General features: G+C 35.9%; 19 protein-coding genes. 14 read left to right on the top strand and 5 right to left on the bottom strand.

Features of this window, described 5'->3' with window-relative positions; all coding sequences use genetic code 11:
- The first annotated feature begins 16 nt into the window (after positions 1 to 16).
- A complete protein-coding gene (locus ACL9RH_RS18055; protein ID WP_422694744.1) occupies positions 17 to 985 on the top strand; it encodes a hypothetical protein in 969 nt (322 codons plus the stop codon).
- A gap of 1 nt (position 986) precedes the next feature.
- Positions 987 to 1568, top strand: coding sequence for a TIGR00730 family Rossman fold protein (locus ACL9RH_RS18060; RefSeq protein WP_422694745.1), 582 nt, complete (start codon positions 987 to 989; stop codon positions 1566 to 1568).
- Positions 1569 to 1642: 74 nt separating this feature from the next.
- Here ACL9RH_RS18060 and ACL9RH_RS18065 read toward each other — a convergent pair whose 3' ends face one another.
- Together ACL9RH_RS18065 and ACL9RH_RS18070 are read right to left on the bottom strand one after the other, a co-directional pair.
- On the bottom strand, positions 1643 to 1972 hold the full coding sequence (locus ACL9RH_RS18065; RefSeq protein ID WP_422694746.1) for a ferredoxin: 330 nt from the start codon (positions 1970 to 1972) through the stop codon (positions 1643 to 1645).
- Positions 1973 to 1984: 12 nt separating this feature from the next.
- A complete protein-coding gene (locus ACL9RH_RS18070; RefSeq protein ID WP_422694747.1) occupies positions 1985 to 3040 on the bottom strand; it encodes an NAD(P)/FAD-dependent oxidoreductase in 1056 nt (351 codons plus the stop codon).
- Between the two features lie 150 nt (positions 3041 to 3190).
- On the opposite strand from ACL9RH_RS18070, the gene ACL9RH_RS18075 reads away from it, so the two are divergent.
- Positions 3191 to 3961: a DUF3108 domain-containing protein gene (locus ACL9RH_RS18075; protein ID WP_422694748.1), complete on the top strand. Its 771-nt coding sequence runs from the start codon at positions 3191 to 3193 to the stop codon at positions 3959 to 3961.
- Positions 3962 to 4250: 289 nt separating this feature from the next.
- Here the strand turns inward: ACL9RH_RS18075 and pheS are convergent, their stop codons facing one another.
- On the bottom strand, positions 4251 to 5261 hold the full coding sequence (pheS, locus tag ACL9RH_RS18080) for a phenylalanine--tRNA ligase subunit alpha (RefSeq protein WP_422694749.1): 1011 nt from the start codon (positions 5259 to 5261) through the stop codon (positions 4251 to 4253).
- Positions 5262 to 5389: 128 nt separating this feature from the next.
- Positions 5390 to 6049 (bottom strand): YceI family protein, encoded by a 660-nt coding sequence (locus tag ACL9RH_RS18085; RefSeq protein ID WP_422694750.1) that lies wholly within the window; start codon positions 6047 to 6049, stop codon positions 5390 to 5392.
- A gap of 75 nt (positions 6050 to 6124) precedes the next feature.
- On the opposite strand from ACL9RH_RS18085, the gene ACL9RH_RS18090 reads away from it, so the two are divergent.
- Positions 6125 to 7060, top strand: coding sequence for a sulfate/molybdate ABC transporter ATP-binding protein (locus ACL9RH_RS18090; protein ID WP_422694751.1), 936 nt, complete (start codon positions 6125 to 6127; stop codon positions 7058 to 7060).
- 311 nt (positions 7061 to 7371) lie between these two features.
- On the opposite strand, the gene ACL9RH_RS18095 is transcribed toward ACL9RH_RS18090, so the two are convergent.
- The gene (locus ACL9RH_RS18095) at positions 7372 to 7716 is read right to left on the bottom strand and encodes a zinc ribbon domain-containing protein YjdM (protein ID WP_422694752.1); all 345 of its coding nucleotides are present in this window, start codon (positions 7714 to 7716) and stop codon (positions 7372 to 7374) included.
- Between the two features lie 270 nt (positions 7717 to 7986).
- Here ACL9RH_RS18095 and ACL9RH_RS18100 point away from each other — a divergent pair, with 270 nt between their 5' ends.
- The 10 genes from ACL9RH_RS18100 (at position 7987) to ACL9RH_RS18145 (ending at position 19426) form a co-directional block, all read left to right on the top strand.
- Entirely contained in the window at positions 7987 to 9192 is a 1206-nt protein-coding gene (locus tag ACL9RH_RS18100; RefSeq protein WP_422694753.1) for an RsmB/NOP family class I SAM-dependent RNA methyltransferase, read from the top strand.
- 174 nt (positions 9193 to 9366) lie between these two features.
- Entirely contained in the window at positions 9367 to 11034 is a 1668-nt protein-coding gene (locus ACL9RH_RS18105) for a GLPGLI family protein (RefSeq protein WP_422694754.1), read from the top strand.
- Between the two features lie 319 nt (positions 11035 to 11353).
- On the top strand, positions 11354 to 13021 hold the full coding sequence (asnB, locus tag ACL9RH_RS18110) for an asparagine synthase B (protein ID WP_422694755.1): 1668 nt from the start codon (positions 11354 to 11356) through the stop codon (positions 13019 to 13021).
- Positions 13022 to 13407: 386 nt separating this feature from the next.
- Positions 13408 to 14220, top strand: coding sequence for a hypothetical protein (locus ACL9RH_RS18115; protein WP_422694756.1), 813 nt, complete (start codon positions 13408 to 13410; stop codon positions 14218 to 14220).
- Between the two features lie 141 nt (positions 14221 to 14361).
- On the top strand, positions 14362 to 15765 hold the full coding sequence (locus ACL9RH_RS18120) for an MFS transporter (RefSeq protein WP_422694757.1): 1404 nt from the start codon (positions 14362 to 14364) through the stop codon (positions 15763 to 15765).
- Positions 15766 to 15993: 228 nt separating this feature from the next.
- Positions 15994 to 16869: a pirin family protein gene (locus ACL9RH_RS18125; RefSeq protein ID WP_422694758.1), complete on the top strand. Its 876-nt coding sequence runs from the start codon at positions 15994 to 15996 to the stop codon at positions 16867 to 16869.
- A 156-nt stretch (positions 16870 to 17025) separates the two neighbouring features.
- Positions 17026 to 17337: a GNAT family N-acetyltransferase gene (locus ACL9RH_RS18130; RefSeq protein WP_422694759.1), complete on the top strand. Its 312-nt coding sequence runs from the start codon at positions 17026 to 17028 to the stop codon at positions 17335 to 17337.
- 54 nt (positions 17338 to 17391) lie between these two features.
- Positions 17392 to 18291, top strand: coding sequence for a pirin family protein (locus tag ACL9RH_RS18135; RefSeq protein ID WP_422694760.1), 900 nt, complete (start codon positions 17392 to 17394; stop codon positions 18289 to 18291).
- 24 nt (positions 18292 to 18315) lie between these two features.
- Positions 18316 to 18855: an NADPH-dependent FMN reductase gene (locus ACL9RH_RS18140; protein ID WP_422694761.1), complete on the top strand. Its 540-nt coding sequence runs from the start codon at positions 18316 to 18318 to the stop codon at positions 18853 to 18855.
- Positions 18848 to 19426: a TMEM175 family protein gene (locus ACL9RH_RS18145; protein WP_422694762.1), complete on the top strand. Its 579-nt coding sequence runs from the start codon at positions 18848 to 18850 to the stop codon at positions 19424 to 19426. Before ACL9RH_RS18140 ends, ACL9RH_RS18145 begins: the two co-directional genes overlap by 8 nt.
- The last annotated feature ends 1 nt before the right edge of the window (position 19427 follow it).

The raw sequence follows: 19427 nt of genomic DNA on the forward strand, positions 1-19427 counted from the left end.
TTTTAATTTTTTAACCATGAAAAAAAAACTACTCCTATTATTCTACTTAATAATTTGTATTAAAACGTATTCTCAATCAGAAAAACTAAGAGGTGAATGGATTTTAGATAAAATTGTAAAACCAGATGGAAAAAATTTAGAGATAAATAATCCCAGATATTCAACATGGCTTTTTTATGAAATCAATCCTGATGAATTATCAATCAATAAAACCAAATTCAAAGCTAAATTCAGTAAAGATCTCATAAATCTAGATAATAGAACATTCAAATATTGGTTTGAAGAAGATTATCTTATTTTGCAAGAAGGAAATGAGATTTCTTTATTACTAAAAGCTGAAGATTTTATAAAAAGAAATTCGGAATTTAGACCCCAAATTGAGATTAGAAATAGTGATAGTCTTTTAGTTGCCAATAAAGTGATACATCCCATATTCAATAATGAAAAAACATTTGATGAATTTATAATGCCACTGATGACACAAGAAACTTCAAAAGATATGGATGATCTATATTTTAAAATTGAATATATATTAACAAAAAATAATAAAATTAAACAGATTAAGATACTTGATAAACGTACACCGCAATATGATACACAGTTTATACAAGCATTAAAACAAGCCGAAAAATATTTCGTAAATCCTTATAATAAGGATTTACTAGTAACGGATGAAAAACATTTCTTAAAATGGTATCATGATTTGTCAGATAAATCAGAAAAGGATTTATTTAATAATACTGACGAAGGTTTAAGATATTATAACAATAATAATTTTGAAAAAGCAGTAGAATATTTTAGTAAAGTTGATGAATTCCAACCTAAGAATAATCGTTTTGTAACAGAAGTTCACAATGCATATATTAAGTTAGGAATATCCTATCTTGCTATTGGAAAAACTGAACAAGCATGTAATAGCTTTAGAAAAGCTGGAGATTTAACCGATTTTGAAGTTAGAAATTATTTAAAAGATTTTTGTAAATAATATGAAAAGTATAACCGTATTCTGTGGCTCAAGTTTCGGATCAGATAAAATTTATGAAGAACAGACTTTTTTGCTGGGGCAAACCTTGGCAAAACAAAATATCCAACTGATTTATGGTGGTTCGGAAACCGGTTTAATGGGTACCGTAGCCAATGGAGTGTTAAGTGAGAACGGTAAAGTGATCGGGGTACTACCCCACTTTCTACAAACCAAAGAAATTGCCCATAAAAACCTAACTGAGCTTATTATTGTAGAAACCATGCACGAAAGGAAAACAAAAATGAATGACCTTTGTGATGGAGTGATCGTTCTTCCCGGTGGCTACGGAACCTTGGAAGAGTTCTTTGAAATGATTACCTGGGCACAATTGGGTCTTCACAAAAAGCCAATCGGGATCTTGAATATTGACGGATTTTATGATGATCTAATCAACCTGATTCAAACCATGGTAGATAAGGGATTTTTAAAACAAGTCAATAAAGATATGCTGCTGGTCAGCGAAAACATTGATGACCTCTTGGAAAAAATGAAAAATTATGAGGCGCCTACCGTTTGGAAAGTGATTTCTAAGGAGGAGATTTAAACTTTAAAGCTATTATAAAAACAAAGCCCGTCCGGAATATCCGGACGGGCTTTTATTAAGATTAAAAAATATTTTTAAGGATAAGGAGCAATTTCCACTTCAAGTCCCTCCATTTCATCTACCATATGCAGCTGGCATCCCAATCTGCTGTTATCTTTTACATGGAAAGCTTCTGCCAACATAGCATCTTCTTCATCTCCCATGGGTTCAAGACCTGGATCATTGATTACATAAACCTGGCAAGAAGCACACATCGCCATTCCTCCACATACTCCAATAGTACCTTCTTCTGCCAACTCATAAGAACGGATGATCTCCATTAAGTTCATGGACATATCCGTAGGAGCTACAACATCGTGAATTACACCTTCTCTGTCGGTGATTTTAATATTAATATCTGACATAATTCTGCAAAATTAGTCAATTTTTTTCACAACTGCCTTCTCTGCTTCTTTACGGCTTCCGTCAAATCCATCTACTCCACTTACGGTCGTATATTTTAGAACGAATTTTTTACCAGGATTAAGTCTGTTATAAACACTTTGACACATTAAAGTAGCTTCGTGGAAACCACAAAGGATCAATTTAAGTTTACCAGGATACGTGTTAATATCTCCGATAGCATAAATCCCATCAATGTTGGTCTGATAATCAAGTGCGTTGTTTACTACAATCGCATTTTTTTCAATATTCAATCCCCAGTTTCCGATTTCACCCAATTTTGGAGTCAATCCGAATAATGGAATAAAATAATCGGTTTCAATATCGTATGCTTCCTGACCATCAACTTCTACAGTAATGGCTTCTACTTTTCCGTCACCTTTAATTCCGGTAACTTCAGCAGGCGTAATTAATTTAATTTTTCCCTGATTTTTCAAATCCTGAACTTTCTCTACAGAATCCAAAGCTCCTCTGAACTCGTTTCTTCTATGGATCAATGTTACTTCGCTTGCTACATTAGAAAGGAAAACACTCCAGTCCAGTGCAGAATCTCCACCTCCGGCAATCACTACTCTTTTGTTTCTGAAATGTTCAGGTTCTTTAACGAAATATTCCAGCCCTTTTTCTTCATAATCCGCTACATTTTCGAAAGTAGGTTTTCTCGGCTCAAAAGTTCCTAATCCACCTGCAATAGCAATCGCCTTGCATCTGTGAACAGTTCCTTTATTGGTAATTACTTCAAACCACTCATCATCAACCTTTGTATAGGAAACAGCAGTTTCACCAAGTGTAAATCCAGGTTGGAACTGCTTAATCTGCTCCATTAAATTATCCACCAATTCCCCAGCATTCACTGAAGGATACCCCGGAATATCGAAAATAGGTTTTTTAGGATAAAGTTCTGCCAATTGCCCTCCCGGCTGTGGAAGTGCATCAATAATATGGCACTTCATTTTTAAAAGGCCCGCTTCAAAAACTGCAAAAAGTCCTGTTGGACCTGCACCTATGATCAATATATCAGTGGTTATCATAATTTAGATAATTTAATTATACATGTAACTGCAAATTTACTAATTTTAATGCGAAGCATATTTAATTGATTCTAAATAAAAACCTGAGATTTGTCAAATATCTATTAATTAAGATTTTAAATTTGGCAACGTTTTTGTAAATGTCTTGTCATGAAGAAAATTTTAACCCTCTTTGCAGTATTATTATTCATTTTAGGCTCAGCCCAGATTGACAACATCGCAGACGGTGAATCTATCACCCTGAGAATTCACTATGGGTTCCTGAATGCCGGAACTGCAAATCTTACCACCAAACAGACCGTTTACAAAGGTGTTCCCCATCTGTATGTAAAAGGAACAGGACAAACGACCGGTGCTGTAAAGGCATTCTTCAAAGTGGAAGACCTGTATGAAAGTTTCATCAGTACAGAAACAGGGTTGCCCAGTTTTTATGTAAGAAATGTAAGAGAGGGAAGCTATCGCCAACATCTTGAAACCGTTTTTAATCACGATAACAACACCTTAATTTTAACCGATAAAAAAACACCCGCCAATGGGTCTAAAGTTTTAAAATCTGTAAAAGGAGTACAGGATATGCTTTCCTGCTTTTATTATCTGCGAAGCAAAAGCCCTGATGAATTGAAAGCTGGAACCATCATTAATATGAATGTATGGATTGATGATGAAATGTTTCCTTTTCAGTTAAAAGTGGTAGGAGCAGAAGATTTGAAAACTAAATTTGGAACCATCAACTGTTTAAAAATTATTCCATCTGTAAAAAGCGGAAGAGTATTTAAAGAAAAGGAAGGTGTAACGATGTGGGTTTCCAATGATGCGAACCACGTTCCTATGCTATTGAAAGCAGAACTGGCTGTAGGATCGTTAAAAGCAAGCATTGATGACTACAAAAATGTAAAGTATCCTTTAAAATTTACCAAGTAAAAAATATATTGAGTTTTTCTCATTTAAAAATGTCTGCAAAATTTTTGCAGACATTTTTAAATGATGATGTAATATATCCTTAACACGAATTGTCTTTATAATAGAGGCAGCAATAAAGCTGCAGCATGTCAATACTTTCTTTGAGGTCCCTTGCGGATCTGAACACAAGTAGAGGCATAAGAAACAGACACGTGTAAATTTTTCAATAAGATCAGTTTTTAGTTACGTTTTGTTTCTTAGGTCAGTAATTAAAAACAAAAAACCTCCGGAGCTCCGGAGGTTTGATTTTTTATAATGTTTTGAATTGTTCAAGTGTTCTGATATCATTTTCAAAGAACATTCTGATATCGCTCATCTGGTAAAGAAGCATCGTAATTCTTTCAATTCCCATTCCAAATGCATATCCTGAATATTTCTCAGAGTCAATATTTACATTTTTCAGTACGGCAGGGTCTACCATTCCACAACCCATGATTTCCAGCCATCCTGTTCCTTTTGTAATTCTGTAATCTGTTTCAGAATTAAGTCCCCAATACACATCAATCTCAGCACTTGGCTCAGTGAATGGGAAGAATGAAGGTCTCATTCTGATCTTAGATTTACCAAAAAGTTCGGTAGTAAAGAATTGAATTGTCTGCTTTAAATCTGCAAAGCTTACATTCTCATCAATATATAATCCTTCAATCTGGTGGAAGATACAGTGAGAACGTGAAGAGATTGCTTCATTTCTAAATACTCTTCCCGGAGATAAAATTCTGATTGGTGGCTGATTTTCTTCCATATAACGGGTTTGTACGGAAGAAGTATGCGTTCTCAAAAGAATATCAGGATTCTGCTCTATGAAGAAAGTATCCTGCATATCTCTTGCCGGGTGATATTCCGGAAGGTTAAGCGCCGTAAAGTTATGCCAGTCATCTTCAATCTCAGGACCATCTGCTACAGCAAAGCCAATTGATTTGAAGATTTCAATAATTCTGTTTTTAACCAGGTTGATCGGATGTCTTGACCCTAAATCCAATGGAAAAGCTGGTTTTGTAAGATCTTCTTTCTCTACAACAATAGAAGATGCAGAAGCATTTTTCAAATCTTCCAATTTTACAGCAACCGCCTGCTTTAAAGTATTGATCTTCTGTCCGAATTCTTTCTTCTGGTCGTTAGGAACTTCTTTAAATTTTTCAAAAAAATCATTCAGAACCCCTTTTTTACCGTTGTACTTGATACGGAAGTTCTCTATCTCTTCCTTAGAGGTAGTATTGAAGCCGTTTACTTCGATCAGTAGTTCTTCTATCTTTTCTATCATTATTTTACCCTTTCAAAATGTTTTGCAAAAATACGATTTTTAAGTTTAATAATTAATTGACTCATAAAAAAATCTGCCTCTTTTTCGGGAGGCAGACTTCAATCACTTATTTCACTTAAATAAAAAAATTATTTCTTTTCTAAAGCTTTCACGTTGATCTGAAGAGTTACCTCATCTTTAATCACTCCGTTTTCAGCTGGAGCCTGGAATTTTACGCCAAACTCTTCTCTCTTGATATCTTTCGGCTCAGTAGCTACACTCACCTCTCCTTCCTTCACAGAAACATTAGCTTTAAACTGAACTGGTTTTGTAATTCCTTTAATCGTTAAATTACCATCCAGAAGTGTATTGTAATCTCCTTCTGTAGAGGGAGTCACCTTTGTAATTTCAAAAGAAGCTGTTGGAAATTTTTCAACTTCAAAGAAATCACCACTCTTAAGATGGCCGTTTAGTTTTCCCATATCTTCTGGACTGTCTTTCAGGTCTACAGAAGTTAATGAGTTCATATCAGCAACGAATTTTCCGCTTTCCAGTTTTCCGTCTTTCACCGTTACATCTCCACTTTCAAACTTAATGGTTCCAAAGTGGCTCGTATTTTCAGATTTAAATACTTTATATCCCTTCCATTCAACCTTACTGTTTAGCGTATCCAAAGTGTACTGACTTCCGTCTTTGGTAGTCGTCACCTCATTACTTTCGCTGGTAAGTGGTTTATCTTTTTTACAAGAAACCATCACAACAGCCGAGAATAAAGCAGGAATAGCTAGTGAAAACAGTTTTTTTCTCATTTTTGATTTATTTTTATTAGTCCCGCTAATATAATAAAAAAAATTGTGTTTTCATAAAAACCTTACATTTGTATTATGCTATTAGAAATAAACAATCTATTTTTCTCTCACAATCAAGATAAACCCCTGTTTCAGAACCTTAATTTAAGGTTTGAAGAAAACAGAATCATTGCCCTTGCAGGGGAAAGTGGCTGTGGAAAATCCACATTGCTTAGCCTGGTTTATGGTCTTATTGACTGGCAAAGCGGAGAAATTATTTTTAACGGAACAAAACTTTTGGGACCGAAAGGAAATCTTGTACCCGGAGAGGCCGATATGAAATTTGTAGCACAAAATTTTGACCTTATGCCTTATGCTACCGTGGCTGAAAATGTAGGTAAGTTTATTTCAAATATTAATTTAAAGCAAAAAAGAGAAACTGTTATGGAGCTTCTTGAAGTGGTAGGACTTCAGGAATTTGCTCATATTCTTCCGAAATATCTGAGTGGTGGGCAACAGCAGAGGGTTGCTATTGCAAGAGCATTATCTGTACTACCGAAGCTTCTTATTTTGGATGAACCATTCAGTAATCTGGATTTCCCAAGAAAGATCGAACTGAGAGAAAGACTTTTCCGATATGTAAAACAGCATCAGATTTCTCTTATTATTTCTACTCACGAACTTCAGGATATTATGCCGTGGCTGGATCAGATTGTTATTCTTCAAGATGGAAGACTCATTCAAAATGACAGCCCCGAGGAAACTTACCGAAAGCCTTACAATTCTTATGTAGCCAAACTATTTGGGGAAGTAAATATTTTCAGTGAGGTTGAAAAAGAAGATTTCCAACTTTCAAAATTCTCTTATTATCCAAAAGAAATAAAAATTACAGAAAGCGGTATTGAAGCAGAAGTTCTGGAGAGCAGGTTTGCAGGAAATTATTACTGGAATAAATTAAGAGTAAAAGAAAAAGACCTTGTGATGTATACGGATGAGAGAATAGAAGGTTCGGTTTTCATTTCATTTATTTAGGCGAGAAATCAAAATTGAGAAGGGTAAAATAGTAAGATCCCAAAGTGAGTCGTAAGCAAATTCTTTGTTCTACTTTTCGCCGATCCTGAATATAACTCATACATTCCCTTACACTTATCAATAAAAAAAAATACAAACATAAGAATCTGTTCGTAAACTTTTTCTTACATTTGTATTTCCAAAGCATAAGGAAATTTTTGGTTAATTCTCTTTCTGCCTTCCAGACGGACATTAGCAATCTTGCAATTAAGTCTTTTGAAAGATTACACTGTCCAATCTTTTCCTTTTTTTATGGCTTTTTGCCAAATTATCTATGCTTTCTTTACGAATTCAGACTTTAAAGCCATTGCCCCGAAACCATCAATTTTACAATCAATATTGTGATCACTTCCTGGTCTCAGACGAATATTTTTTACTTTAGTACCGGCTTTTACAGGTTTTGGAGCTCCTTTTACAGGAAGATCTTTCACCACCACTACAGAATCACCATCCTGAAGCTCGTTTCCGTTGGAATCCAATATTTTTCCTTCACTGGCTGCATCATTAGCTGCTTCTTCAGGATTCCATTCATAGAAACATTGTGAACACACCATCATATTATCGCTCGGGTAGGTAAACTCGGAACTGCATTTCGGACAAAGTACTGTATCACTCATATTTTTTATTTTCTACAAAGGTAGAGCTTTTTGGAGGTTGAAGTCAAGTGTGAAGAGAATAGCTGTCAATAAGTCAATTTTTGCTTCGCAAAATGAATGGTAAGTATTGACTCCCCGTCCCCTCTTACTCGCAGACTCTCAAACTTCTCTCAAACAAAACAATTCACAAGCGTAGCGAATTGACGATTGATTATTCACCATTCACAACCTCATTCACCAACTCTCAATTAAAAGTCGTATTTTTGCAGATTCAAACAGCGAAGCAAACTTATGGAACTTATTCACAGAAACTTGGCAATCGGAATTCACGATGCCCTACAGGAGACATTTTTTGAGAAAAACAAATATGCAGATAAAGTGATTGAAAGACTTTTGAAAGCAAACAGAAAATGGGGAAGCCAGGACAGAGCCGTTGTTTCTGAAATTTTTTACAATATTATCCGTTGGAAAAAACGCCTTGAGTACTACATGGGCGAAGGGGTAAAACCCAACAATATTTACAAACTGATCATTGCGTATTTGCTTTGGAGCAAAACCAATTATAAAAAATTCGAGGAGTTTGACGGAATCAAAATTGCTGATATCCTTACCAAGCTTAAAAAAAATACGGTTCCTACAAAAGCGATAGAATACTCTATTCCAGATTGGTTAGCCGAAACTCTTGAAAAAGAATTAGGGCCTAAGTGGGAAAGAGAAATGCTTGCATTAAACGAACAGGCTCCTACCGTTTTAAGAACGAATTCTTTAAAAACAACTACAAAAGAACTTATTTCTGACCTTTCAGACGAGGGAGTTGTTTCTTTCCCTATTAAAAATTACCCTGATGCCGTTCAGTTGGAAGAAAAGAAAAACGTTTTCCTGACCACTGCATTTAAAGAAGGTTTATTTGAAGTTCAGGATGCTTCTTCTCAGAAAATAGGATATTTCCTGGATGTAAAAGAAGGACAAAGAGTGGTAGATGCATGTGCCGGTGCCGGAGGAAAAACTCTTCACCTGGCTGCATTGATGCAAAATAAAGGACAAATCATCGCATTAGATATCTTTGAATGGAAACTTGCAGAATTGAAACGTCGTGCTAAAAGAGCCGGTGCTCACAATATTGAAACCCGTATGATCTCTGACAATAAGGTGATTAAACGTCTTCATGAAAAGGCAGACAGACTTTTGATAGATGCACCATGTTCCGGTCTTGGAGTTTTAAAAAGAAATCCGGACAGCAAATGGAAAATTGATCAGGACTTTATCGACAGAATTAAAAAAGAACAGCAGCAGATTCTTCAGGATTATTCTAAAATGCTGAAAAAAGGAGGAAAAATGGTATACGCTACCTGTTCTATTCTTCCTTCTGAAAATAACCTGCAGGTAGATGAATTCATTAAGAACAATCCTGGGTTTAAAATGATCAAGGATGAAAAAGTAATGCCAAGTGAAGGCTACGACGGATTCTACATGGCTTTGATTGAAAGAGTATCTTAATCTAAGAAACAATACAACAATATAGCAACTACTCCATTCAGGGGTAGTTTTTTTATGTTTGGAATTAAAAAACTTTTTGTAACATTTCAATAATATTCTCTACTTATTATATAGATTAACCCGTTTTTGTTGCTGCAAAAAGTTAAAATAGCTTTGCACTAAACTCATTTATTTATGTATACAAGAATTGTCTTCAATTTTCTGGCTGTTTTCGTATTCTGTCTGTTTTCTGCGCAGACGTATGAAATTCAATATACCAGTTCCTATAACGGGAAATTACTATCAGACCAGCCTTCCACAATCGTATGGGTCAATGAAAAAGAAAACTTCATTTTAAACAGTACTATTAAAGAGCATAAAAGCAGCTATCCTTTTGAGATTACCAAAGTAGAAAAACCATCCAATACTGTGGTTTCCTATGCTTTCTTAAAGCCGGAATCCATTATATCAGCTTCCGATAAAGAATCTGTAGGTAAGCAGACATTTGAATTTACCAATGAGACTAAAAAAATTCTAGGATATACGTGTAAAAAAGCGGTGACCAAAGTTAATTCCAACACCATCGAAGTTTGGTACACCAATGATCTGAAACTTCAGGGCGGGCCATCTGTACTTGGGCAAAATTTAGGACTTGTTCTGGAAGTGGAGAGAAATAAAAACTCTTTAATTACCGCAAGTTCAATTAAAAAAATTAAAAATACCGGAATTGAGACCATCGTAAAAGGTTCCATCCAATCTACCGATCAACTAGGATACAAAGACCTTTTATGGAAAAGCAGATTTACAACACTGAGTGTTTTTGAAAATGAAACCATCAATTTTTCTGACGCTTCAAAATCTGATGATCAGATAAAAAGATATGCTAACGGAACCATTATTCTTAAAAAAGTAAAATTTCCTGCTATTACTGAAGGAGAAAATATTTTCGTAGAGCTGAAGCAACAATCAAACGGAGATGCTTACGACAGAACCGGAACTGTATTTTTCATTCCTCAGGACAAGGAAAAATCATTTTTTGACGGATTGGAGAAAGGAGTTAAAACACTTCCTGTTTTCGAAAACGGAAACGGAAAACAATATTTCGGGATCACTGCTACAGACAACTATAGTCCTGCTATTGAAATGATGAGATTCTTCACAGCGTTTGGAATCCAGCAGTTCAATCATATTCAATTGAAAGGGAAAAACTGGCAGACGGTCAGCCCTTATCGTCAGGATATTACAGAATTAAAGCCTTCATTATCCGGAAAAGAGCTTTGGGTAGGAACTTTCATTGGGAACTATGATAAAGGCGGACATAAGGTAAGTCTTGAAATCACCATTCACAAAAGCGATCAGAGTACGTATAAAAACAATATTGCAATTCCTCTATTCAACACGTTGAACATTATGGAAATGGCCGGCCAGGACTACTCCACTCTGTTTAATCAGGAAAAAGGGCTGACCGTAGATTTTACGTTAAAAAAAGATGTTAAAAATGCACAGTTGAGATATACAACCACAGGACATGGAGGATGGGAAAACGGTGATGAGTTTGTTCCTAAAGCCAATTCTATTTTTATGGATGGCCAATCTGTATTTTCTTTCATTCCCTGGAGAACAGATTGTGGATCTTACCGTTTGTACAATCCCGCATCAGGAAATTTTCAGGATGGGCTTTCATCATCAGACCTCAGCAGATCCAACTGGTGCCCGGGAACGGTTACCAATCCGAACTTTATTCCTCTTGGAGATTTAAAGGCTGGAAAACATACGATTCAGATAAAGATTCCTCAAGGGCCTACAGAAGGTACAAGTTTCAGTTCATGGAATGTTTCTGGAACCCTACTTGGGGTGCAATAAAACAAAACCTTCTTGCATGAGAATTGCAAGAAGGTAAAAACACAAATGATGAAAAAAAATTATTTCGAGCCACAAAGTAAGGGTTAATATTTGTATAATAAATTATCATATATTAATAAATATGTCATTTTTATTTTGTATAGAGATAGCATCATTTCAAGCCCAACGAAAAAAATCAATCTAAACCATAGAAATCACCACAAATAGTTAATATTTTTAATTAAAAATAATTTTATAATTAAAAATATTCTCTTTTAAATATTTTTTATTGTTATTTATAAACATCAATTCTACTTTTGTTTCATAAATAATAAAAAATATGTGTGGAATAGTATGTTTATTTGACGCCAAACAAAAAACCGAGATATTAAGACCTCAGGTTTTAGAAATGTCAAAAAAAATCCGTCATAGAGGACCGGATTGGAGTGGAGTTTTCCAGGATGAGAAAGTTGTTTTTTCTCACGAAAGACTAGCCATTGTAGACCCTACATCGGGAAAACAGCCCTTATTTACCAAAGATGGTAAAGTTGTATTAGCTGTAAACGGTGAAATCTATAACCACAGAGAATTAAAAGAAGAATTTCCGGATTATGAGTTTCAGACTCAATCCGACTGTGAGGTAATTCTTGCCCTTTATAGAAAATACGGAAAAGATTTTGTTGAAAAACTGAACGGAATTTTTGCCTTCGCACTATACGATACCGAAAACGAAGTATACCTTATTGCCCGTGATCATATGGGAATATGCCCGCTCTACCAAGGCTGGGATAAAAATGGAAACTATTATGTAGCCTCAGAACTCAAAGCTTTGGAAGGAGTTTGTAGAACCATTGAAACTTTTTTACCGGGACACTTGGTATACAGCAAAGACGGAAGTGAGCTTCAACAGTGGTATAGCAGAGATTGGGACAGTTTCGACCATGTAAAAGATAACAAAACAGATATTGCAGCATTAAGAAAAGGACTTGAAGATGCTGTTCACAGACAGCTTATGAGTGACGTTCCTTACGGAGTTCTTCTTTCCGGCGGACTGGATTCTTCCGTTATTTCGGCTATCACTGCAAAATTTGCAAGACAGAGAATTGAAAGCGGCGACACCCAAGAGGCATGGTACCCAAGACTTCACAGTTTTGCGGTAGGACTTGTAGGTTCTCCCGATTTGGCGGCAGCGCAAAAAGCGGCAGAACATATCGGATCCGTTCACCATGAAGTTAACTTCACGGTTCAGGAAGGATTGGACGCTGTACGCGATGTTATTTATCACTTGGAAACTTACGATGTTACTACCATCAGAGCCTCTACCCCAATGTATCTTTTGGCCAGAGTTATCAAATCGATGGGAATCAAAATGGTGCTTTCAGGAGAAGGTTCGGATGAGTTGTTCGGTGGATATTTATATTTCCATAAAGCACCGAATGCCAAAGAATTTCATGATGAAACAGTAAGAAAACTGGGAAAACTTCACCTTTACGACTGCTTAAGAGCCAATAAAGCACTGATGAGCTGGGGGATTGAAGGCAGAGTCCCTTTTCTTGATAAAGAATTTATGGATATTGCCATGACTGTTAATCCACAAGATAAGATGATCAATACCGCTGAAGGAAAAATTGAAAAATGGGTATTGCGAAAAGCCTTTGAAGATCTTCTTCCGGAATCTATCGTATGGAGACAGAAAGAGCAATTTTCAGACGGTGTAGGATATTCATGGATCGATACTTTGAAAGAAGTTGCAGAAAAAGAAGTGACCGATGAAATGATGACCAACGCACGATTCAGATTTCCGTTAAACACTCCTCAAAACAAAGAAGAATATCGATACAGAACTATTTTTGAGGAACATTTCCCAAGTGAAACTTCTGCAGCGACAGTTCCTTCTGTTCCTTCCGTAGCCTGCTCTACTCCTATTGCATTGGAATGGGACGAAGCTTTCAAAAAAATGAATGATCCGAGCGGAAGAGCGGTGAAAGTACATGAAACGTCATATTAGGATTTAGATCTGGAATTTGTGAATGGTGAATTTGCTTCGCTTGTCAATTTTTTAAGGTTTGGGTTAAATGGTGCAAATTTCGGTGTAGCAGATTATCGTTCGATATGTTTCAACTATTGATGATCCATTCACAAAGTAAAAATTGACGATTCACTATTCAACGATTCATTATTCAACATTTGCTGGCGAAGCAGAATTGACCATTCATAGCAGCATTTTTCTCATGACAACATCTAACCTCCTCATTTATAATTTATCAATCCTGTAGCGATACAGGATTTTTTCTTGAATTAACGATAATAATATAGCATAATTTAACTCACAATCCAAAATAATATCTAATAAATAATTATATTTGGAAAACGAAAATATCAATTATAAAAAAAATGAGAAGAAACCTTACTGTTTTATTTGCCTTATTATCCTTCAGTTTTGCTTTTGGGCAGGGAAAATATGGTAAATACCTGAGTTCTAAAAAGCTTGCTTTGACCTATAAAACTGTGAAAGATCAGGATAAAGACGACTATTATCAGCAATATTATTGGCTTATAAAGGCAGAACAACTGAAAACCTATCCTCACCTTAAAGACATCAAACCAATTGTTCTCTATGAATTTGTAAAGTACGTAAACCCTCAGAATCCTACTAAAAAACTGGATGCAAGAGGTAAAGAGCTTAGAGCTACTGCAGAATTATCTTTAAATCAGTATTTTAAAAATAAAAACTTTGAAAATAATTCTGTACTGATGTACAACCTTGAAACCTATGTTGACCCTTCAAAAGGACTGTTCTATACAAAAGTTGATCCGGAAAAAATTAAGGAACTCGTACCGAAAGAGTTATTTGCTTTCAATTCTGTCAACAGAAACTTAGGTGAAGAAAAGACCTATTATCTTTGGGTGGATAAGAAAAAAGATGATTTGAATATTGTTGATATTATTCCTAGCGAAAAAGATGATAAAGCTTTCTATACAAGATTAAAGCAATATCTTCCAAGCTACAAATTCTCAAAATATGTTCCTACCGTAAAAAAAGGAAACAAATCTGATAAAACGGATATTGAATACTACTACATCATGCCGTTTGAACAAAATACCGATAACATCGAGTACAAAACCAAGGATTTCAAAACCTTTATCCTAAGCCAGTACAGAAAAGCCGGCGATGAATGGAAAGGAGTAGAAAAACCTAGAAAATAAATCAAAAAGTCCTGTGAAATCTCGCAGGACTTTTTTAATTTTATATGGATTTCTTTATCTAAAAGAGTAAACGCTTAAAGCAAGCACTTTCTTCAAAATAAAAAAAGTCTGGAAATCTTTGAATATTCCAGCCTATATACAATGACAGAAACAAGCCCGCAACAGACGTCCATAAAAAAAATTCTTCCCCTGATTCTGGCCACTGCCATTTTTATGCAGATGCTGGATTCTACGATCCTGAATACTTCTTTGCCTTCCATTGCCAAAGATCTCAAAGAGTCTCCGCTTAATATGCAGAACGCTATCATCAGCTATGTTCTTACATTAGCAGTTTTCATGCCTGCCAGTGGATTTCTTGCAGACAGGTTTGGAACTAAAAAAGTTTTCATTGTTTCACTTGTCTTGTTCAGCCTTGGATCTTTATTCTGTTCATTGTCTCAAAATCTTACACATCTGGTGATTTCGAGAGTTGTTCAGGGTGTTGGAGGAAGTTTGATGACACCTGTTGGAAAACTTGCCCTGATCAAAACATTTGATAAAAATGAACTGCTCAAAGCGATGAACTTTGCAATTATTCCGGCATTGATAGGCCCTGTGCTTGGACCTTTGGTTGGAGGTTACATGGTGGATTATCTTTCCTGGCACTGGATCTTTCTCATTAATATTCCTATTGGGCTTTTAGGGATACTTTTAGGATTAAAATTTATGCCCAACTACAAATCTGACGATGTAGATTTCGATTTAAAAGGCTTCCTTATTTTTGCCGCGGCTTCCCTACTCCTCTCTATTTCCTTAGAACTTTTTGGAGATATACAGAACATTACTCCTGTATTGCTTGTATTTATTTTAGGATTTCTATTCCTGTATTATTATTACAAACATGCGAAAAGAGGTGGAAATCCTATTTTCCCTTTGAATCTCTTTCAGGTAAGAACATTCCGCGTAGGAATTGTAGGAAATTTGGCCACAAGACTTGGAATCAGCTCTGTTCCTTTACTTTTGCCCTTAATGATCCAGATTGCCTATAAACAGTCTGCCGTTACTTCAGGATGGATTATTGCTCCTATGGCTATTACCGCCATCTTCGGAAAATCAACGGTTATCAAAATTCTGGATAAATATGGTTACCGTCAAACTTTAATGGTCAATACATTTATTATTGGAACTTTAATCTGTATGCTTGCCATCCCCAATATTCATACTTCCTTGTATTGGTTTGTTCCTATTATTGCGGTCCTGGGATTTTTTAACTCTATTCAGTTTACCTCAATGAATACAATTTCTATTGCTGACTTAAGAAATTTTCAGACCAGCAGCGGAAATTCACTGATATCCGTTAACCAGCAGCTGGCTATCGGTTTCGGAATTGCTTTCGGATTGATTGTTTTAAAGCTTTTTGAAAATACAGACCTTATTCAGGGAGAAATTCACAACGCTTTCCGATATACATTTTTAACGGTAGGAATTCTGACGATCTTCTCCGGTTTAGTGTTCAGAAGACTGCATATTTCAGATGGGAAAAATATGAAATCGAAAGAAGAGTAATGATCAGTCATAACATGCACAGAGGTAATTCATCAATCATTTAAACTCACAAATCAATATTTTTTATCATTCTCAATAAACATCTGTAAAACATTCACATCATTTTAACGATAACAAATGTATTTACATTTTCTGCTTTCCTTATCGTTCTTCTACGAACTTAACACAGATCAATGTTTTTGCCACGCTGCCAAAGTATTTTTGTTTACATAAAAAATCAACAATGTGATGGCAACTAAAAAAGTAGAAATCGTAGTATCTCCAAAACCTGCACATTTTGTAGGGGATGGTTTCAGAGTTCATAATTTTATTCCGGGCGTACACGGATTGGATATGAAAAGAATGGACCCGTTCATTATGCTGGATTATAATTCAAAATTCCATTTCAATGGTTCAGATATACCTAGAGGAGTGGGCGTTCACCCGCACAGAGGTTTTGAAACCGTAACAATAGCCTATAGTGGTAAAGTAGAACATCATGACAGCGCAGGCGGCGGTGGTATTATCGGACAAGGTGATGTACAATGGATGACCGCAGCAAAAGGAGTTCTTCATAAAGAATATCATGAAACAGAATGGGCCAAAGAAGGTGGAATTTTCCAAATGGTTCAGCTTTGGGTGAATCTTCCTGCAAAAGATAAGATGAGCTGCCCAAAATACCAGGCTATCGAAAACTCCAAAATGGAAAGAGTAGATTTAAATGAAAACGGTTTTATAGAAATAATTGCCGGTGAATACAAAGGACACCAAGGTCCTGCCTCTACTTTTACCCCTGTTCATATGATGAATGCAAAATTGAAAGCCGGAGGAAAAGCTGAGTTCAGTTTTCCTGCTCATTACAATACGGCAGCTTTGGTAATTGAAGGAAATATTACCATCAATGAAGAAGAAAAAGTAAAACAAGACCATTTTGCTTTATTTAAAAATGAAGGTGAAACATTCAGCATTGAAGCAACAGAAGATTCTATTGTTCTGATCATCAGCGGAGAGCCTATTAATGAACCTATCTATCCTCACGGGCCTTTTGTAATGAATTCAAGAGAAGAGATCATGCAGGCTTTCGAAGATTACAATACCGGTAAATTCGGTTATTTGGAGGATTAAAAGAATTAAATTTATCTTAATCTTCAATTATACCTTTTTTTATTAACTTTATATAATGGCAAACCTTATAGGTTTTAAAAATCTATAAGGTTTATTGGTCTTCATCAACAATTCCCTGTTTTTATGGGAAGCCAGCACCCCTTAGTACAAAATATTATGAAATCAGAATTTGAAAATATACCTCTCGTAAAAGCTGAGAAAAGATTTGAAATAGAATTTAACGGACATTACGCCTTCATCGATTACCGCGAGACGACTCACCAAATTGCTTTGATACATACCGAAGCAGAACCCGAGCTCGCAGGAACAGGTGCAGCGGCAGCCGTGGTAGAAAAAACGCTGAATTATATCGAGGAAAGTAATAAAAAGCTCCTCCCTTTCTGTCCTTATGTTTTTGCTTTTATCAAAAAACATTCTGAATGGAAGCGCATCGTTGATGAAAAGTTTGAAGGGTATGACAAACTTTAAATCAATCAGAAAACTATTCAACTTACGTACAATTTAAAAAAGTAATACAGCATTATGTCAAATATTGGACTTATCATAGAAGAAAAAGCAGCGGATATAGGAAACTTTCTGGTAGGAAGACTTCTTCCTTTCCGTGAGAAAAGAGCAGTGGGACCTTTTGTCTTTATTGATCATATGGGGCCTTCAGAATTAAAAGACTATCAAAATCTTGATGTTCCGCCACACCCACACATTGGCTTATCGACTCTGACTTATCTGTTGGAAGGTTCTATTTTCCATAGAGACAGTATCGGAAGTGCTATTGAAATAAAGCCCGGTGCTGTCAACTGGATGACTGCCGGAAAAGGCGTGGTACATTCTGAAAGAACTCCAGAATATTTAAGACACAGTGATAAGAGACTTCACGGGTTCCAGATCTGGGTGGGTCTTCCCAAACATCTTGAGCAGGCAGAACCTACTTTTCACCATATTGAAGCGGATGATATTCCTGTTTGGGAGGAAGATGGAATTCAGTATAAATTAATTGCAGGAGAAGCATTCGGAAAAACGTCTCCCGTTCCTGTACACAGCAAGTTATTTTTCATTGAGATCAAAACCAAAGATGCTAAGAAAATAAGCATAGGGAAAGACCTTTATGGAGAAGCAGCCATGTATGTTCTGGACGGAACGGTAACCACAGACGGAAATTCCTATGGTTCAAAACAGCTGATGATTGCCAAAGATACCCAACTTTGCGAATTCGACATGAGCGAAAATGGTACCGTTTATCTTTTTGGCGGTGAACCTTTTGATGAGGAACGTTTCATCTTCTGGAACTTTGTAAATTCTGATAAAGAAATGATTGACCAGGCCAAAGTCAACTGGAACGACCAGAATCATGAAGCATTTCCTTTAGTTCCAGGTGACGATCAGGAATATGTTCCTCTACCTAAAGCTATTTTAAACAGAAAATAATATCCGGTCCGGATGACAACAACCATGAAGATATTAGCATTTGCAGGAAGTACTTCTTCCACATCCATCAACAGAGAACTGGTAAAATTTGTTCTGAAAGATTTTCAGGACGAGGAGATCAATCTGATTGACCTCAACGATTTCACAATGCCTGTTTTTTCAGTAGATCTTGAAAAGAAAGGTTTTCCACATGAAGCCCACCATTTTTTGAAAGTCATTGAAGAATGTGATGTTATTATCTGCTCGCTTGCAGAACATAACAGATCTTACAGTGCTGCTTTTAAAAATGTTTTCGACTGGGCTTCCAGAATTAATGTAAAAGTATTTCAAAACAAGCCTATGTTTCTGATGAGTACTTCTCCCGGAGGTTATGGCGGTGGAAATGTAATGAATACGGCAAAAACATTTTTTCCTCAGTTTGCAGCAGACATCAAGGAGACTTTTTCGCTTCCAAAGTTCTATGAAAATTTTGATCTGGAAAGCGGTATCATTAATCCTGATATGCTGGCAGATCTGAAAAGTAAGATAGAAAACTTCAAAAATCAGTCTGTAAACAATGACTAAAGGAAGACTGGAAGCGTTCAGTGATGGTGTACTTGCCATTATCATTACCATTATGGTGCTTGAGCTTAAAGTACCGGAAGGAAATAGCTGGATGAGTCTCAAACCTCTTCTTCCTAAGTTTTTGGCTTATATTTTCAGTTTTATTTATGTGGGAATCTACTGGAACAATCATCATCATCTGTTTCAGGCCGTAAAGAAGATTAACGGCAGTATTCTTTGGGCTAATCTGCATTTGCTGTTCTGGCTCTCTCTGATGCCCATTGCAACAGAATGGATCGGAACCACCGGTTTTGCAGAGAATCCTGTTGCAGCCTATGGAATCGGGCTTATCATGTGTGCTATTGCGTACACTATTTTGGAAAATTTAATCATCCGATGTGAGGGGGAAAATTCAAAATTGAAAGAAGCTATTCATTCAAAATCTAAAGAATATATATCAATTATATTTTATATACTCGGCATAGCAACTTCATTTTTTTATCCTTATATTGCCATAGGTTTTTATTATATCGTGGCGCTCATATGGCTGATTCCGGACAAAAGAATCGAAAAATCATTAAAAGAAAATTGAT

The sequence above is a fragment of the Chryseobacterium sp. Mn2064 genome (genome assembly GCF_049319685.1).
In the GTDB taxonomy this organism is placed as follows: Bacteria; Bacteroidota; Bacteroidia; order Flavobacteriales; family Weeksellaceae; genus Chryseobacterium.

What these genes read in the sequence shown, in the direction of transcription:
- ACL9RH_RS18105 (WP_422694754.1), top strand. Translation starts at nt 9,367, where the DNA reads ATGTATACAAGAATTGTCTTCAATTTTCTGGCTGTTTTCGTATTCTGT.
- ACL9RH_RS18090 (WP_422694751.1), top strand. Translation starts at nt 6,125, where the DNA reads ATGCTATTAGAAATAAACAATCTATTTTTCTCTCACAATCAAGATAAA.
- ACL9RH_RS18060 (WP_422694745.1), top strand. Translation starts at nt 987, where the DNA reads ATGAAAAGTATAACCGTATTCTGTGGCTCAAGTTTCGGATCAGATAAA.
- ACL9RH_RS18130 (WP_422694759.1), top strand. Translation starts at nt 17,026, where the DNA reads ATGAAATCAGAATTTGAAAATATACCTCTCGTAAAAGCTGAGAAAAGA.
- ACL9RH_RS18055 (WP_422694744.1), top strand. Translation starts at nt 17, where the DNA reads ATGAAAAAAAAACTACTCCTATTATTCTACTTAATAATTTGTATTAAA.
- ACL9RH_RS18115 (WP_422694756.1), top strand. Translation starts at nt 13,408, where the DNA reads ATGAGAAGAAACCTTACTGTTTTATTTGCCTTATTATCCTTCAGTTTT.
- ACL9RH_RS18070 (WP_422694747.1), bottom strand. Translation starts at nt 3,040, where the DNA reads ATGATAACCACTGATATATTGATCATAGGTGCAGGTCCAACAGGACTT.
- ACL9RH_RS18125 (WP_422694758.1), top strand. Translation starts at nt 15,994, where the DNA reads ATGGCAACTAAAAAAGTAGAAATCGTAGTATCTCCAAAACCTGCACAT.
- ACL9RH_RS18120 (WP_422694757.1), top strand. Translation starts at nt 14,362, where the DNA reads ATGACAGAAACAAGCCCGCAACAGACGTCCATAAAAAAAATTCTTCCC.
- ACL9RH_RS18095 (WP_422694752.1), bottom strand. Translation starts at nt 7,716, where the DNA reads ATGAGTGATACAGTACTTTGTCCGAAATGCAGTTCCGAGTTTACCTAC.
- ACL9RH_RS18075 (WP_422694748.1), top strand. Translation starts at nt 3,191, where the DNA reads ATGAAGAAAATTTTAACCCTCTTTGCAGTATTATTATTCATTTTAGGC.
- ACL9RH_RS18145 (WP_422694762.1), top strand. Translation starts at nt 18,848, where the DNA reads ATGACTAAAGGAAGACTGGAAGCGTTCAGTGATGGTGTACTTGCCATT.
- ACL9RH_RS18085 (WP_422694750.1), bottom strand. Translation starts at nt 6,049, where the DNA reads ATGAGAAAAAAACTGTTTTCACTAGCTATTCCTGCTTTATTCTCGGCT.
- ACL9RH_RS18135 (WP_422694760.1), top strand. Translation starts at nt 17,392, where the DNA reads ATGTCAAATATTGGACTTATCATAGAAGAAAAAGCAGCGGATATAGGA.
- pheS (WP_422694749.1), bottom strand. Translation starts at nt 5,261, where the DNA reads ATGATAGAAAAGATAGAAGAACTACTGATCGAAGTAAACGGCTTCAAT.
- asnB (WP_422694755.1), top strand. Translation starts at nt 11,354, where the DNA reads ATGTGTGGAATAGTATGTTTATTTGACGCCAAACAAAAAACCGAGATA.
- ACL9RH_RS18100 (WP_422694753.1), top strand. Translation starts at nt 7,987, where the DNA reads ATGGAACTTATTCACAGAAACTTGGCAATCGGAATTCACGATGCCCTA.
- ACL9RH_RS18140 (WP_422694761.1), top strand. Translation starts at nt 18,316, where the DNA reads ATGAAGATATTAGCATTTGCAGGAAGTACTTCTTCCACATCCATCAAC.
- ACL9RH_RS18065 (WP_422694746.1), bottom strand. Translation starts at nt 1,972, where the DNA reads ATGTCAGATATTAATATTAAAATCACCGACAGAGAAGGTGTAATTCAC.